This window comes from Sedimentitalea sp. XS_ASV28 (genome assembly GCF_041224545.1).
In the GTDB taxonomy this organism is placed as follows: Bacteria; Pseudomonadota; Alphaproteobacteria; order Rhodobacterales; family Rhodobacteraceae; genus Sedimentitalea.
The window spans coordinates 249,362-262,846 of the sequence record NZ_JBGFGP010000166.1 but is presented as its reverse complement, the minus strand read 5'-3'; the positions used below and the strand labels follow the sequence as shown (position 1 = coordinate 262,846).

16 protein-coding genes are annotated in these 13,485 nt (G+C 62.3%); 6 read left to right on the top strand and 10 right to left on the bottom strand.

Annotation, left to right across the window (positions count from 1 at the left end; all coding sequences use genetic code 11):
- Positions 1–13: 13 nt before the first annotated feature.
- From AB9K34_RS20345 to purC, 4 genes are read right to left on the bottom strand one after another with little or no spacing between them, the layout of a single operon-like run.
- Complete coding sequence (locus AB9K34_RS20345) at positions 14–1,786, bottom strand: ATP-binding protein (RefSeq protein WP_369956353.1); 1,773 nt, start codon at positions 1,784–1,786, stop codon at positions 14–16.
- Positions 1,787–1,822: 36 nt separating this feature from the next.
- The gene (purQ, locus tag AB9K34_RS20340; RefSeq protein ID WP_369956351.1) at positions 1,823–2,491 is read right to left on the bottom strand and encodes a phosphoribosylformylglycinamidine synthase subunit PurQ; all 669 of its coding nucleotides are present in this window, start codon (positions 2,489–2,491) and stop codon (positions 1,823–1,825) included.
- Positions 2,491–2,721 (bottom strand): phosphoribosylformylglycinamidine synthase subunit PurS, encoded by a 231-nt coding sequence (gene purS / locus AB9K34_RS20335; protein WP_369956349.1) that lies wholly within the window; start codon positions 2,719–2,721, stop codon positions 2,491–2,493. Before purS ends, purQ begins: the two co-directional genes overlap by 1 nt.
- A 45-nt stretch (positions 2,722–2,766) precedes the next feature.
- Entirely contained in the window at positions 2,767–3,528 is a 762-nt protein-coding gene (purC, locus tag AB9K34_RS20330; RefSeq protein ID WP_369956347.1) for a phosphoribosylaminoimidazolesuccinocarboxamide synthase, read from the bottom strand.
- Positions 3,529–3,689: 161 nt separating this feature from the next.
- On the opposite strand from purC, the gene AB9K34_RS20325 reads away from it, so the two are divergent.
- Both AB9K34_RS20325 and bmt read left to right on the top strand, forming a co-directional pair.
- Positions 3,690–4,007, top strand: a complete 318-nt coding sequence (locus AB9K34_RS20325) for a DUF1476 domain-containing protein (protein WP_369956346.1) — start codon at positions 3,690–3,692, stop codon at positions 4,005–4,007.
- Positions 4,008–4,254: 247 nt separating this feature from the next.
- Positions 4,255–5,268 (top strand): betaine--homocysteine S-methyltransferase, encoded by a 1,014-nt coding sequence (gene bmt, locus AB9K34_RS20320; RefSeq protein ID WP_369956345.1) that lies wholly within the window; start codon positions 4,255–4,257, stop codon positions 5,266–5,268.
- Positions 5,269–5,285: 17 nt separating this feature from the next.
- Here the strand turns inward: bmt and AB9K34_RS20315 are convergent, their stop codons facing one another.
- Together AB9K34_RS20315 and AB9K34_RS20310 are read right to left on the bottom strand one after the other, a co-directional pair.
- Entirely contained in the window at positions 5,286–5,915 is a 630-nt protein-coding gene (locus AB9K34_RS20315; RefSeq protein WP_369956343.1) for a class I SAM-dependent methyltransferase, read from the bottom strand.
- Between the two features lie 30 nt (positions 5,916–5,945).
- Positions 5,946–7,025, bottom strand: a complete 1,080-nt coding sequence (locus AB9K34_RS20310) for a PA0069 family radical SAM protein (protein WP_369956341.1) — start codon at positions 7,023–7,025, stop codon at positions 5,946–5,948.
- Between the two features lie 203 nt (positions 7,026–7,228).
- Between AB9K34_RS20310 and AB9K34_RS20305 the strand changes: the two genes are divergently transcribed.
- From AB9K34_RS20305 to AB9K34_RS20295, 3 genes are all read left to right on the top strand, one after another.
- Positions 7,229–7,927 carry a corrinoid protein gene (locus AB9K34_RS20305; RefSeq protein ID WP_369956340.1) on the top strand — a complete coding sequence of 233 codons (699 nt, stop codon included), beginning with the start codon at positions 7,229–7,231 and terminating at the stop codon, positions 7,925–7,927.
- Positions 7,928–7,989: 62 nt separating this feature from the next.
- Positions 7,990–8,655, top strand: a complete 666-nt coding sequence (locus AB9K34_RS20300; protein WP_369956338.1) for a DUF1638 domain-containing protein — start codon at positions 7,990–7,992, stop codon at positions 8,653–8,655.
- Positions 8,656–8,665: 10 nt separating this feature from the next.
- The gene (locus AB9K34_RS20295) at positions 8,666–9,259 is read left to right on the top strand and encodes a hypothetical protein (RefSeq protein WP_369956336.1); all 594 of its coding nucleotides are present in this window, start codon (positions 8,666–8,668) and stop codon (positions 9,257–9,259) included.
- Positions 9,260–9,264: 5 nt separating this feature from the next.
- Here AB9K34_RS20295 and AB9K34_RS20290 read toward each other — a convergent pair whose 3' ends face one another.
- Positions 9,265–9,675, bottom strand: coding sequence for a SufE family protein (locus tag AB9K34_RS20290; protein ID WP_369956335.1), 411 nt, complete (start codon positions 9,673–9,675; stop codon positions 9,265–9,267).
- A gap of 130 nt (positions 9,676–9,805) precedes the next feature.
- On the opposite strand from AB9K34_RS20290, the gene AB9K34_RS20285 reads away from it, so the two are divergent.
- Positions 9,806–10,306 carry a hypothetical protein gene (locus tag AB9K34_RS20285; RefSeq protein ID WP_369956334.1) on the top strand — a complete coding sequence of 167 codons (501 nt, stop codon included), beginning with the start codon at positions 9,806–9,808 and terminating at the stop codon, positions 10,304–10,306.
- A 217-nt stretch (positions 10,307–10,523) separates the two neighbouring features.
- Here the strand turns inward: AB9K34_RS20285 and rnd are convergent, their stop codons facing one another.
- The 3 genes from rnd to purM all read right to left on the bottom strand — a co-directional run bounded on the left by rnd (position 10,524) and on the right by purM (position 13,439).
- The gene (gene rnd / locus AB9K34_RS20280) at positions 10,524–11,681 is read right to left on the bottom strand and encodes a ribonuclease D (protein ID WP_369956332.1); all 1,158 of its coding nucleotides are present in this window, start codon (positions 11,679–11,681) and stop codon (positions 10,524–10,526) included.
- A 118-nt stretch (positions 11,682–11,799) separates the two neighbouring features.
- Entirely contained in the window at positions 11,800–12,396 is a 597-nt protein-coding gene (gene purN, locus AB9K34_RS20275; RefSeq protein ID WP_369956331.1) for a phosphoribosylglycinamide formyltransferase, read from the bottom strand.
- On the bottom strand, positions 12,393–13,439 hold the full coding sequence (gene purM, locus AB9K34_RS20270; RefSeq protein WP_369956329.1) for a phosphoribosylformylglycinamidine cyclo-ligase: 1,047 nt from the start codon (positions 13,437–13,439) through the stop codon (positions 12,393–12,395). The genes purN and purM overlap by 4 nt, the downstream gene beginning before the upstream one ends.
- Positions 13,440–13,485: the final 46 nt, after the last annotated feature.

The following is a 13,485-nucleotide window of genomic DNA, read 5'->3' as shown; positions in this document are numbered from 1 at the left end:
CACTTGTTCCTCGTCATTCCGCCGCCTCGATATCATCTTCAAGGATCGGCAACTGCATCTCGAATACCGCGCCCCGTTCGCGGGCGTTGCGGGCAATCAGCCTGCCGCCGAGGTCGTTCACGATCCCCGACGAAATGGCAAGCCCCAGGCCGACGCCATCGCCGGGCTGCTTGGTAGTGTAAAACGGCTCAAACAGCGATTCCAGATCCTCGATTCCGGTGCCGTTGTCACGCACCGTCAAGGTCGCCGTTTCGCCCGCGGCGAGAATGATCTCGACCTCGGGCTCGGACACCGATTTGGTCGCATCCAGCGCGTTTCGCAACAGGTTCACCATCACCTGTTCGATCCGCAGCCGGTCACCCATGACCCAGACATCGTGATCCGGCAGGATCCGCGTGATCTGGACCTGCCGGTGGCGAAGTTGAGGCTCCATCATAGACAGGGCGGAGGCCAGCGCATCGCCCATGTTTACAGGCGCAAAAGCATCGCCTCCCTTGCGGGCATAGGATTTGAGCTGGCGTGTGATCGCACCCATCCGCTCGATCAGGTCATCGATCCGTCCGAAGGACGATATCGCCTCTTCCGGGCGGTTCCGGCGCAACAACAGCCGCGCCCCCGCGAGATAGGTTTTCATAGCGGCAAGCGGTTGGTTCAACTCGTGGCTCACGGCCGCCGACATTTCCCCAAGCGCCGCGAGCTTGCTCGACTGTGCCAGCGACTGTTCGGTCACCGCGAGGGTTTCCTGCACACGTTTGCGCTCGGCAATTTCCCGCTGCAACCTCGCATTCAGTGCGCGAAGCTCTGCCGACTCGCGCTGAAACAGCGCCATGCGCAGCGCGGTACGGCGGCTCAGTGCGTAAAAGACCAGCGCCAGAAATATGGCGAATGCCATGATTTCAAGTGCCAGAATGCCATTCACCCGTTCGCGGATCGATGCATAGGTCGTGAAGGACGTTATCCGCCAACCATAGACGGGCATCCGCAGTTCCATCCGCATCACCGCCTCGCCGGCGAGATAGGCCTCTGCCGGTTCCGCCCCCCAGTCGGACGTGGCGCTGATCGCACGCTCGATGGCACTATGCGGCGTTTCCCGCTGCAACGCCTCTTTCTCGCTCAGCCCGCGCCAGCGCGTCTCGGTCGACAGGATGATCGTGCCGGTGCTGTCCGTGACCATCACCGCGTCCGAGATTCCCCCCCAGGCGCGCTCGAATTTCTTGAGATCGACCTCGACCACGATCACCCCAAGCACGTTGGCGCCGCTTTCGACCCGTCGGGCATAGAAAAACTGGTAACCGCCGGTCTCCAGCTCCTTCACCGAGAAGATCGTCGCATTCGACCGGATCGCGTCGACGAAATAGGATTCGCCGCCCCGCTGGGATCCGAGCTGATTGCGGTCGGTTGCTGCAACGATGCGCCCGTCCAGATCGAGCAACAGCAACGAGGCCGCGTCGAGATCCTCGACGAACGAGATCAATCGCTGGGTCGACTGGCTGTAATCGCGTGAATTCAACGCCCCGATAAGTGTCGGGTCGCGTGCCAGCAACTGCGGCATGCTGCGATTGCCGCGCAATTCGCTGACCAGGTTGCCGCTATACAGCGCGAGGCGCAGCTCGGCCCGGTTGCGGGTACTTTCGGTAAACCGGTCGGTCATCAGACGATTGGTCACCCAGATCGTCGCGGCGGCAATCACCAGCAGCAACACAAGCGCAAGCCGCACCCGCCACCCGATGTTGTCAGAGCGCGGCCAGCCTGAGAGTCGTTGGTTCGTCCGGACCGGAAGTTTCATTGTAACAGGCTAAGCCTGTCGCGCGCGCCGCTCAAGTCATGCTGGCGTCAACGCGCCCATCAATCCGCGGAACATTGCCACCCCGTCGGTGCCCCCATGCCCGGCATCGGCCGCCCGCTCGGGGTGCGGCATCATACCGAGCACCCGGCGGTTCTCGGAGAGAATACCGGCAATGTCATCCACCGATCCGTTGGGATTGTCCGCATAGGTAAACGCGATGCGATCGCTGTCGCGCAATTCGTTGCGGGTGGTTTCATCCGCGTAGAAATTGCCATCGTGATGCGCAATCGGAATGCCGATCACGTCGCCGGCATTATAGGCCGAGGTAAAGGCGCTGTTGCTGGTTTCCACTTTCAGATCAACGACCTTGCAGATATACTTCAATCCGGCGTTGCGCAGCAGGGCACCGGGCAGAATGCCGGTTTCCGTCAGCACCTGAAAGCCGTTGCACACGCCAATCACATAGCCACCACGATCCGCATGGGCCTTAACCGCCTGGCAGATCGGCGATTGCGCCGCAATCGCGCCGCAGCGCAGATAGTCACCATAGGAAAACCCGCCCGGCACGCCGACGATATCGACACCATCGGGGAGCGTGGTCTCCTTGTGCCAGACCATCGTCACCTCGGCCCCCGCCTCGCGAAAGGCCACGGCAAGGTCGCGGTCACAGTTGGAGCCGGGAAAGACGACGACGGCGGCACGCATCAGGACATCTCCACCGTGTAGGATTCGATCACCGTGTTCGCCAGCAGCTTTTCGCACATGGCGGTGACGTCCGCTTCGCTGGTGCCCTCTTCGAGGTCGAGCTCGATCACCTTGCCCTGCCGCACGCCGGCGACCCCCTGAAAGCCCATGGTCCCGAGCGCATGGCGCACCGCCTCGCCTTGCGGGTCCAGAACTCCGTTCTTCAGCATCACATGCACACGTGCCTTCATGATGTCGTCCTTTGTACGTTGCGCACGGATCATACCGTGCGTGTCTCAGTTGATCAGCGTCGGCTTGGTCACCGGGGCCGAATTCTTGGGCATCACCCCGAGGCGGCGCGCCACCTCGGAATAGGCGTCGGTAAGACTGCCCAAATCACGGCGGAAAACGTCCTTATCGAGTTTCTGGCCGGTTTCGATGTCCCACAAACGGCAGCTGTCGGGGCTGATCTCGTCCGCGACCACCAGGCGCTGAAAATCGCCGTCATAGACGCGGCCGATCTCGATCTTGAAATCGACCAGCCGGATACCGACCGCAAGCATGACACCGGACAGGAAATCATTTACCCGCAACGCGAGGCTCAGGATATCGTCCATGTCCTGCTGGCTGGCCCAGCCAAAGGCGGCAATGTGCTCTTCGGTGACCAGCGGATCGCCCAGAGCATCATCCTTGTAGCAATATTCCACGATGGGGCGCGGCAACTGGGTGCCTTCCTCGATGCCAAGACGGCTCGACATGGTCCCGGCCGCAAAATTGCGCACGATGATCTCGAGCGGCACGATTTCGCAACTGCGCACCAGTTGCTCGCGCATGTTCAGACGGCGGATGAAGTGAGTCGGAACACCGATCGCGTTCAGACCGGTCATGAAGAATTCGCTGAGCCGGTTGTTCAGAACGCCCTTTCCGTCGATCACATCCTTTTTCTGGGCATTGAACGCAGTGGCGTCGTCCTTGAAATACTGGACGATGGTTCCGGGTTCCGGGCCCTCATAGAGGATCTTCGCCTTGCCTTCGTAGATTTTCTTGCGACGCGCCATAATCAGCCTTTCGGGACTATCCGGTCCGGACTCAGTCCCGGACCCTCAGCCGCCGCTATAGTGCAAGGGCCGCAGTGTCGCAAGCCGCGCACCGCCCCTTGCGCCGGGGCGCGCGTGACTGCATATCACTCTTGACAGTTGAAACCGGAGGGGTCCGACCCATGTCTACATTCGATGATCGCGAACGCGCCTTTGAAAACAAGTTCGCCCATGACGAGGAAATGCAGTTCAGGGCGGTCGCGCGACGCAACCGGTTGCTCGGTCTCTGGGCCGCAGAACTGCTTGGAAAGTCGGGCGACGAGGCCGAGGCCTATGCCAAGACGGTCGTGATCGCCGATTTCGAGGAAGCAGGACATGAAGACGTTGTGCGCAAACTGGCCGCCGACCTGGGCACCAGGGCCGATGCGGACACCATTCGCGCCAAGATGGACGAGTTGATGCCGGTCGCCAAAGGCCAGATCATGCAGGAAGCCAAGTAGGAACACGTTTCATCGCCGAGGGCGCGGAGCGCTCGGGCAGCGGTCCGCGCGCATCGGCGGCTGGTCAGGGTCGCCGCGCGGCCCTGCCTGACGTGCATAACTCCGTCGATTTGACCCGGGGTCCATCCAGCCTCATAATCAAGATGAGAAATTCCGGTTTGCCAACGGCGCATCCCATATGCAACACGCAGGCAACGCCGCGATTGCGCCCGTTCGTACGGCCTCAGAAACCAGGACACCCCACCCCATGACCAACAAGCTGCAATCCATGCTCGACAGCCACGACGTGCTTCTGGCGGATGGCGCGACCGGCACCAACCTGTTCAACATGGGATTGATGTCGGGTGAAGCGCCGGAACTGTGGAATGTCGATCAGCCGGGCAAGATCACCGCGCTCTACAAGGGGGCGGTCGACGCGGGCAGCGATCTGTTCCTGACGAATACGTTCGGCGGCACTGCGGCCCGGCTCAAGCTGCATGACGCGCAAAACCGTGTGCGCGAACTCTCGCGTGTGGGTGCGGAACTGGCCCGCGAGGTGGCAGACAAGGCCGAACATCCGGTCATCGTTGCGGGATCGGTCGGACCTACCGGCGAAATCATGGAGCCGGTCGGCACTCTCAGCCATGCACTGGCTGTCGAGATGTTCCACGAACAGGCTGACGGTCTCAAGGAAGGAGGCGTGGATGTGCTGTGGCTCGAAACCATATCCGCGCCCGAGGAATATCGCGCGGCGGCAGAAGCCTTTGCGCTTGCCGGGCTGCCGTGGTGTGGAACGATGAGCTTTGATACCGCCGGGCGCACCATGATGGGTGTGACGTCGGCCGACATGGTGTCGATGGTCGACGGGCTTGACAATGCCCCCCTCGGTTTCGGCGCGAATTGCGGCACCGGTGCATCGGATCTGCTGCGCACCGTGCTGGGCTTTGTCGCGCAGGGGACCGAGCGCCCGATCATTGCCAAAGGAAATGCAGGCATTCCCAAATTCGTCGACGGCCACATCCACTATGACGGCACACCCGCGTTGATGGGCGATTATGCGGTGATGGCACGCGATTGTGGCGCCCGGATCATCGGTGGCTGCTGCGGCACCATGCCGGAGCACCTGCGCCACATGCGCGAGGCTCTTGATACCCGTCCGCGCGGAGAGGCTCCGACGCTGGACCAGATCACCGCGTCGCTGGGCGCGTTTTCCTCGGCGAGCGACGGAACCGGTGACTCAGAAGCGAAACCCCGCGCCCGTCGCGGTAGGCGCCGCGCATAAGGCTGCCCGGTCGAGTTCTAGTCAACCGGCTTGCGGGCGATGAAATCGACCAGGGCCGATTGTCCGGAATGACCGCTGCCCTCGTGCAACTCGGCATCGTAATCGGCAAAGCGCCTCACGTCGAAACCGGCAAACGCGTCGCGCAGCATCGTCTCGGTATACATATGCTCTTGCCGCCCCGGTCCGCCGGTTCCGTAAGCGACCTGTCGCGGGGCATAGCCGTGCAGCATCAGCAACCCGCCCGGCGCAACGGCCTGCGCCATCCAGCCAAAGAACCTGTCCCTCAGGGCGGGAGGCGCAAATTGCACGAAGATCGCGATCACCGCGTCATAAGGTCGGGACCAGTCCCAATCCTCGATACCCGAGTGCCGATACGCCACTGTCACTCCGGCTTCGCGCGCCAGGCCACGCGCCTTGGTCATCGCAACGCCCGACGCGTCAAAGGCGGTGACACGATGCCCCTGCCCGGCCAGCCAGACCGAATTGCGCCCCTCTCCATCCGCCACGCAAAGCACGTTCGAAGCCTCGCCAAGGTGATGGGCGTTGCGCGTAAGAAACTCCGACGGATCGGTGCCAAAGCGAAAGCCCGCACCGGCATAGCGCGAATCCCAGAAGTCCGCGCCCCACATCCTTGTCTCCGCCGTCATCGCTCCGTCCCCTTTTCCGCCCCGCAGGTTTCAGAACAGGGATAGCTGATCCCCGACCCGCTTTGGAACCCGGAACAGATCACGACGCAGGGGCGCGGTTGGCGTGTCCAATCCCAGCCGTCGCGCTGCGGCGCTGAATCTCTGCGCCACCATCTCGGCATAGGTGCCTTCACCGCGCATGCGGCGGCCCCACCGGGCATCATACTCCTTGCCGCCGTGCATGTCGCGCAGACGCGCCATGATCTTCGCCGCGCGCCCCGGTTCGTATTCAGCCAGCCAATCCTGCCACAGTTCGGACACCTCCATCGGCAGGCGAAGCATGATCCAGCTTGCCGCATCCGCGCCCGCATCGCGCCCGGCCTCAAGCAATCTCTCGATTTCATGATCGGTCAATCCCGGAACGATGGGCGACGTCATGATGCGCACCGGAATGCCCGCCCCGGTCAGGCGCGCCATTGCCTGCAACCTGCGACGGGGGGCCGGCGCGCGGGGCTCCATGCGCCGGCTCAGGCCGGCATCCAGTGTCGTCAGCGATATTCCGACCCGCACAAGCCCCTGTTCCGCCATCGGACCAAGGATATCGATATCCCGTTCGATCATTGCCCCCTTTGTCACGATCGCCACCGGATGCCGGTATGCCGCCAGCACCTTGAGACAGGCGCGCATGATGCCATGATCACGCTCGATCGGCTGGTAGGGGTCGGTGTTGGTGCCGATCGCAATCGGGGCGACCCGATAACGCGGCGCACGCAGTTCGCGCTCAAGCACCTGCGCCGCGTCCGGCTTGGCCACCAGACGGGTTTCGAAATCCAATCCCGGCGACAGACCCAGATAGGCATGCGTCGGGCGGGCAAAGCAATAGATACACCCGTGCTCACAGCCGCGATAGGGATTGATCGAACGATCGAACGGCAAATCGGGCGACTTGTTCCAGGTGATGATCCGGCGCGGCAGTTCGGTCGTCACCTCGGTGCGCAGGACTTGCGGATCATCGCAGATGTCCCAGCCGTCATGTATCTCTTCCCGGGTCAGATCATAGCGTCCGCTGGCATTGCCAAGCGCTCCGCGCCCACGGGGCTGCTGCCGCCGGTTTCCGACATTTTTAACCATGAGTCATGGATAGAACAAATTGGGAACATTAACAAGATCCCCATGATCTCCATGTGTAAACTTCATTATCAATCCGCCGGATTCGGCGATAGAAGTCGGTTGCAGGGCCACCAGTGTCGCAATTAACCGAGTCTGCCCGCGACCAAATGGCAATAACGAAGCAATAGGGCCACGGGGATCGCCCCCAGCAAGGAAGTGTGCGCATGTCGGAAGAAGATGACATCATCCTGTCGGAACTGGACGACGAAGAGCTTGTCCAGCAAATGTTTGACGACCTCTATGACGGTCTCCGCGAAGAGATCGAAGAGGGTGTGAACATCCTGCTCGAACGCAACTGGGAACCCTACAAGATCCTGACCGAGGCGCTGGTTGGTGGCATGACCATCGTGGGTGCCGATTTCCGGGACGGTATCCTGTTCGTTCCCGAAGTGTTGCTCGCGGCGAACGCGATGAAGGGCGGCATGGCCATTCTCAAGCCATTGCTCGCAGAAACCGGCGCGCCACGGGTCGGCAAGATGGTGATCGGCACCGTCAAGGGCGACATCCACGACATCGGCAAGAACCTCGTCGGCATGATGATGGAAGGCGCCGGGTTCGAGATTGTCGATCTGGGCATCAACAACCCGGTGGAAAACTATCTCGAGGCGCTCGAACGCGAAGATGCCGATATCCTGGGCATGTCCGCGCTGCTGACGACGACCATGCCTTACATGAAGGTGGTGATCGACACGCTCGTTGAACAGGGCAAGCGTGAAGACTACATTGTTCTGGTTGGCGGCGCGCCGCTCAACGAAGAATTCAGCAAGGCAATCGGGGCGGACGCCTATTGCCGCGACGCCGCGGTTGCGGTGGAGACCGCCAAGGACTGGATCGGGCGCAAGCACAATCGCCTGAGCGCCTGACCGGGCCAGGAATGCGAAACACCGGCCCGCCCCACGGCGGGCCTTTTTCGTCAGGAGACGCGATGGATCAGATCAGCGACCGCAGCCTGACCGACACCGGCCTGCCCGCATCGGGCACCGGGCGAATCCTGCTGATCGCCTGCGGAGCGCTGGCGCGTGAAATCCTCGACCTCAAGACACGCAACCGCTGGGACCATCTCGACCTGACCTGTCTTCCGGCCAAACTGCACCTCTACCCGGAAAAGATCACCGAAGCCGTGACCGAAACCGTGGCCAGACATCGTGGCGCATATGACGACATCTTCGTGGTCTATGCCGATTGCGGCACCGGCGGCCTGCTGCGGGCGAAATGCGACGAACTGGGGGTGCAGATGGTCGAGGGCCCCCATTGCTATTCCTTCTTCGAAGGCAACGCGGCCTTTCAGTCGCGCGCCGAGGACGAGATCAGCGCTTTTTACCTGACCGACTTCCTGGTCCGCCAGTTCGATGCGTTTGTGTGGAAACCGATGGGGCTGGACCGGCATCCGGAGTTGCGCGACATGATTTTTGGCAACTACACCAAGCTTGTCTACCAGGCACAGACCGACGATCCTGCCCTGCGCGCCAAAGCCGAAGAGTGTGCCGCGCGCCTTGGTCTGGCCTTTGAATACCGTGCCACGGGCTACGGAGATCTCGAAGGCACGCTGGCCTCCTGGGCGGGTCGTCCCGCTCGACAAACGCCGGGCTGAGCGGTAGCGATTGAAACGATGCAAACAGGACGGGCAGCCACCGGTGCACTGGCAAAATCTCTTCCATCTCTGCTCGGCACTGCTGTTCCTGACCCTGTCCGCATGCGCCGCTTCAACCGGATACCAGGCTGAAGACACCCAACGCCTTGCCGACGCGATCCGCGCCCTTGGTCCGGGTGTCGATCCCGGCGAAGCCGACCGTGCGGCACGGATCTCCTATTCCCACGCACGGGAACTGGCGATTGCCTATGAAATCAGCGACCCGCCGCTGGTGCACAACACCAAGGTCAACATGGGCCTCAAGCCGCGCGGGCTGTGCTGGCATTGGGCGGAGGACATGCAAAAGCGGCTGGATGCCGAGAACTTCCGTACCCTGGACATTCATCGCGCGATTGCCAATGCCGACAACCCTTTGCGCATCGATCATTCGACCGCGTTGATCAGCGCCCGGGATCAACCCATGCAGAGCGGGATCGTCCTTGATCCCTGGCGGAACGGAGGCCGACTGTTCTGGGCAAGGGTGCCAGAGGACACGCGTTATGACTGGCAGCCCCAAAGCAGGATTCTGGCCAGGAGGTACGGGGTGACGCCGGTTGGCGAGTGACGGGATCAGCCCGCCTCTGCCGCGACCTTGCGGATACGCTCGATCATCGCGCGCAAACCGTTCGACCGTTGCGCCGAAAGATGATCGTTCAGACCCAGCCGAGCCATTTCGGCGCGCGCATCCACCGCCGGCACATCGGCCACCGGCAGGTCGTTATAAAGCGCCCGCAGGACGGCGATCAGACCGCGCACGATCATCGCGTCGCTTTCGCCATCGAACCGGAAAACACCACCCTCGATGACCGGGTGCAGCCAGACCTGGCTGGCGCACCCTTCGACCTTGGTGGCCGGCACCTTGAGCGCATCGGGAAGCGGTTCCATCGCCTTGCCCTGTTCGATCACGTAGCGGTAGCGATCTTCCCAGTCTTCCAGGAACTCGAAATCCTCGACGATGTCTTCAAACGCGGGGCTGGCCATGTCTCGCTCCTCAGAACTGCATGCAGCCGAGGTATGTCGCGACATCGGTACTGTCCACCCCCGCCTTGAACCTTTTCAACGGCGGCGTGATGCGATAACCCGATGCAAGACAATACAAACGGCGCATCAGATGAAAAAGACCCTCACAGTCCTTCTTGCCGCCAGCCTGATCCTCTCAGGTTGTGGCCGGCGCAGTTGGTTCGGCGGTGGCGATGCGCCGCCGAATGCGGATCTCACGGCGATCGAAGCCAACAACCCGCTGATTCCCACCCGACGTGACGGTCTGTTCAGGCGACCCAAGGCGGCAGACAGCACCGTCCTGATCGCCAAGGTCACCAAACTGCAGATTGACCGAACGCCGACAGGGGCGATCATTTTGGCCGAGGGTGTGGCGAGCAGGCAGGGCGCCTTCGCCGCCGTTCTGACGCCTCCGGGCGGCACCCTCATCCCCGAGGACGGCATCCTGCGTCTGGATTTCCGCGTCGCCTACCCGGTTTACGATACGATCATCGGGTCGGAACAATCCCGCAAGGTCACCGACGGGCTCGCGCTGTCCAGTCAGGAACTGGCGGGAATCAACCAGGTGATCGTCACGGGGGCGCAGAACGCGATGCAATCGCGCCGGCGCTGATCGGGCCGCTTTTTCCCGGATTGCATCCGGTTCAGGATCGTCGCCCGCATAGGCTCACGCAAGACGGGGCGCCCGCCCCGTTATGCGTCGGATTGTTGCGTTACCAACTCATACTTTGCCACGCTGGAAACTGTTCGGGACGGGATCATGCAACAGGTAGCGCAGCCCCTGCTGCGCGATAATTTTTATTTAATTTATAATATTTTAAGTGTAAAAATTAAAGCTCTACAACAACCACGGATTGCCCCTTGGCCGCCAATCCGATCTTGCCCTCGCAGAGCCGCAGCGCATCCGCGCCAAACACCTCATGCCGCCAACCGGACAAGGCGGGCACGTCGCGCTCACCCGCAGCGATCTGATCCAGCTCCGAACTGGTGGCCATCAACTTTGCCGCGACGCCGGAACTCTCGGTCTTGGACTTGAGCAGAACGCGCAGCAGATCCGCAAGCGCCGGGTTGACCTGCAGCTTTTCACGCGCCCGGTCGGGTTTCGGCATCTTGTCGGGCGGACAGGTCACGCCCCGTTCGACCGCGGCCAGTATGCCATCGGCAATCGCGCCGCGCCGCGCTTCACGCTGCAACAGCCGCAACCCCCCGAGATCCGAGGCCGAGCGTGGTTTGGCCGATGCCAGCTCAACCAGCGCATCATCCTTGAACACCCGGTTTCGCGGAATGTTGTTGCTCTGGGCATAGCCTTCGCGAAACGCCGCCAGTGCCTGAACGATGGCGAGAAACCTGGCGGAATTGGTGCGCGTCTTGACGCGTTTCCACGCCTCCTCCGGCTCGATCTCGTAAGTGGCCGGATTGGTCAGGGTCTGCAATTCCTCGGCAACCCAGCGGGATCGATTGGTTTTCTTCAGCTCGGCGTCCAGATATTCGTAAATCCCGCGCAGATGCGTGACATCGGCCAGAGCATATTTCTTTTGCGCCTCGCTCAGCGGACGGCGCGACCAGTCGGTGAAGCGGCTCGACTTGTCGACCGAAGCCCGCGCGATCTTGCGCACCAGGGTTTCATATCCGGCCTGCTCGCCGAATCCGCAGACCATCGCAGCGACCTGCGTGTCAAAGAGCGGCTCTGGAAAAACCTTGGCTTCGACCCAGAAGATTTCGAGATCCTGCCGGGCCGCGTGAAAGACCTTGACGATGCTGGTGTCGCGAAACAGGTCATAGAGCGGTTCAAGCGACATGTCATTGGCGAGCGGGTCGACCAGAACCGCGTTTTCATCTCCTTCGCCCGGCAGCGCCAATTGCACGAGGCACAGCTTGGAATAATACGTCCGCTCGCGCAGGAACTCGGTGTCGACGGTGACATAGGGCTGGCCATGGGCCTCCTTGCAAAAGGCAGCAAGGTCTTCGGTCGTTGTGAGGGTTCGCATATTTGGGCTGTCGTCTGCTTGTTTGTTGTTGTTCTTGCGCGGTGGGCGCATATGACGCGCCGCCTTGTTCAACCCTTAGATCAATCCGCGCAAATTGCAAACCGGATGCCGCAGCGGACTATGGCAACAAAAGCGGTTCGCGGTTCCCATCGCAGAATCGCCGCAGCACCGCCGGATAGAGCCTGTGTTCCTGCACCAGAACCCGGGCGGCCAATGTCTGCGGGGTATCGTCAGAGCGCACAGGCACCCGAGCCTGCCCGAGGATCGGCCCGTCATCCAGTTCGGGCGTTACTTCGTGCACGGTACAGCCATGCTCGGCGTCGCCCGCATCAAGGGCGCGCGCATGTGTGTGCAGGCCCCGGTATTTCGGCAGGAGCGACGGGTGAATGTTCAACATACGCCCCGTCCACTGGCCGACGAAACCGGCGGTAAGCACGCGCATGAACCCCGCGAGACACACGATATCGGTCCGTGCCGCGATCAGCGGCTTGACGAGCTCCGCTTCGAACGCCGCGCGGTCTGCGCCAAACGGCTTGTGATCGATGACTGCCGTCGCCACCCCGCGCTCCGCCGCCCTGGCCAGGCCACCCGCACCGGCGTCATTGGACAGGACCAGACAGGGGCGCGCCGGGTGATCGCCGGTCATGCTGCCCAGCAGCGCGACCATGTTGGAGCCGCCGCCGGAAATCAGGATCGCAACGCGCTTGTGACTCACGCCAGCGTGCCCCGGTACTGCATGCCGGGAGTGCCGGTAACCGTGCCGATCCGGTGCACAGTTTCCCCCGCCCCACCCAGCAGGGCAGCCAGTTCCCCGGCCCTTGCAGGATCGCAAACAAGGATCATGCCGATGCCGCAATTGAATGTCTTGAGCATCTCGGCCTCAGCGATGTTGCCAATCCCGGCCATCCATTCAAAGACACCCGGCAGTTGCCAGGCCCCGAGGTCGATGCTCGCCCCCAGCCCCTCCGGCAACACCCGAGGCAGGTTTTCCGTCAGCCCGCCCCCGGTGATATGGGCCAGCGCGTGTACGCCACCGGCACGCACCGCCGCCAGGGCCGGTTTGACATAGAGCCGTGTCGGCGTCAGCAGCGCCGCCCCCAGGGTGCCGTTGCCGAACGGACAGTCCGACGCCCAGTCAAGCCCCGACATCCCGACCAGCTTGCGTACCAGCGAATACCCGTTCGAATGCACGCCATCGCTCGCCAGCCCCAGCAGAACGTCGCCCTCGGCCACGCCATCGGGCAGCGCGGTGCCGCGCTCCATCGCGCCGACGGCAAATCCCGCAAGATCGAAATCCCCCGCCGGGTACATGCCCGGCATCTCGGCGGTTTCGCCACCGATCAGAGCACAACCCGAGCCCTCGCATCCCGTCGCAATACCTTCGATGATCCGCGCGGCGGTTTCGGTCTCAAGCTTGCCGGTGGCAAAGTAATCCAGAAAGAACAGCGGTTCCGCCCCCTGGCAAACCAGGTCGTTGACGCACATCGCAACAAGATCGATACCCACGCCGTCCACATGACCGGTGTCGATCGCGATCCGCAACTTGGTGCCGACGCCATCGGTGGCGGCAACCAGCACCGGATCGTCGAACCCCGCCGCCTTGAGATCGAACAACGCCCCAAACCCGCCAAGACCGCCCGCCACGCCGGGTCGCGCGGTGCGTTTGGCCGCAGGCTTGATCCGCTCGACCAGCGCGTTGCCCGCGTCGATATCCACCCCCGCCTGGGCGTAGGTGATGCCATTCTTGCCGTTTGTCATGCGCGCTGTCCCTGTGCTGCCTGCGCGCGGGGTAGAACATTGCGTT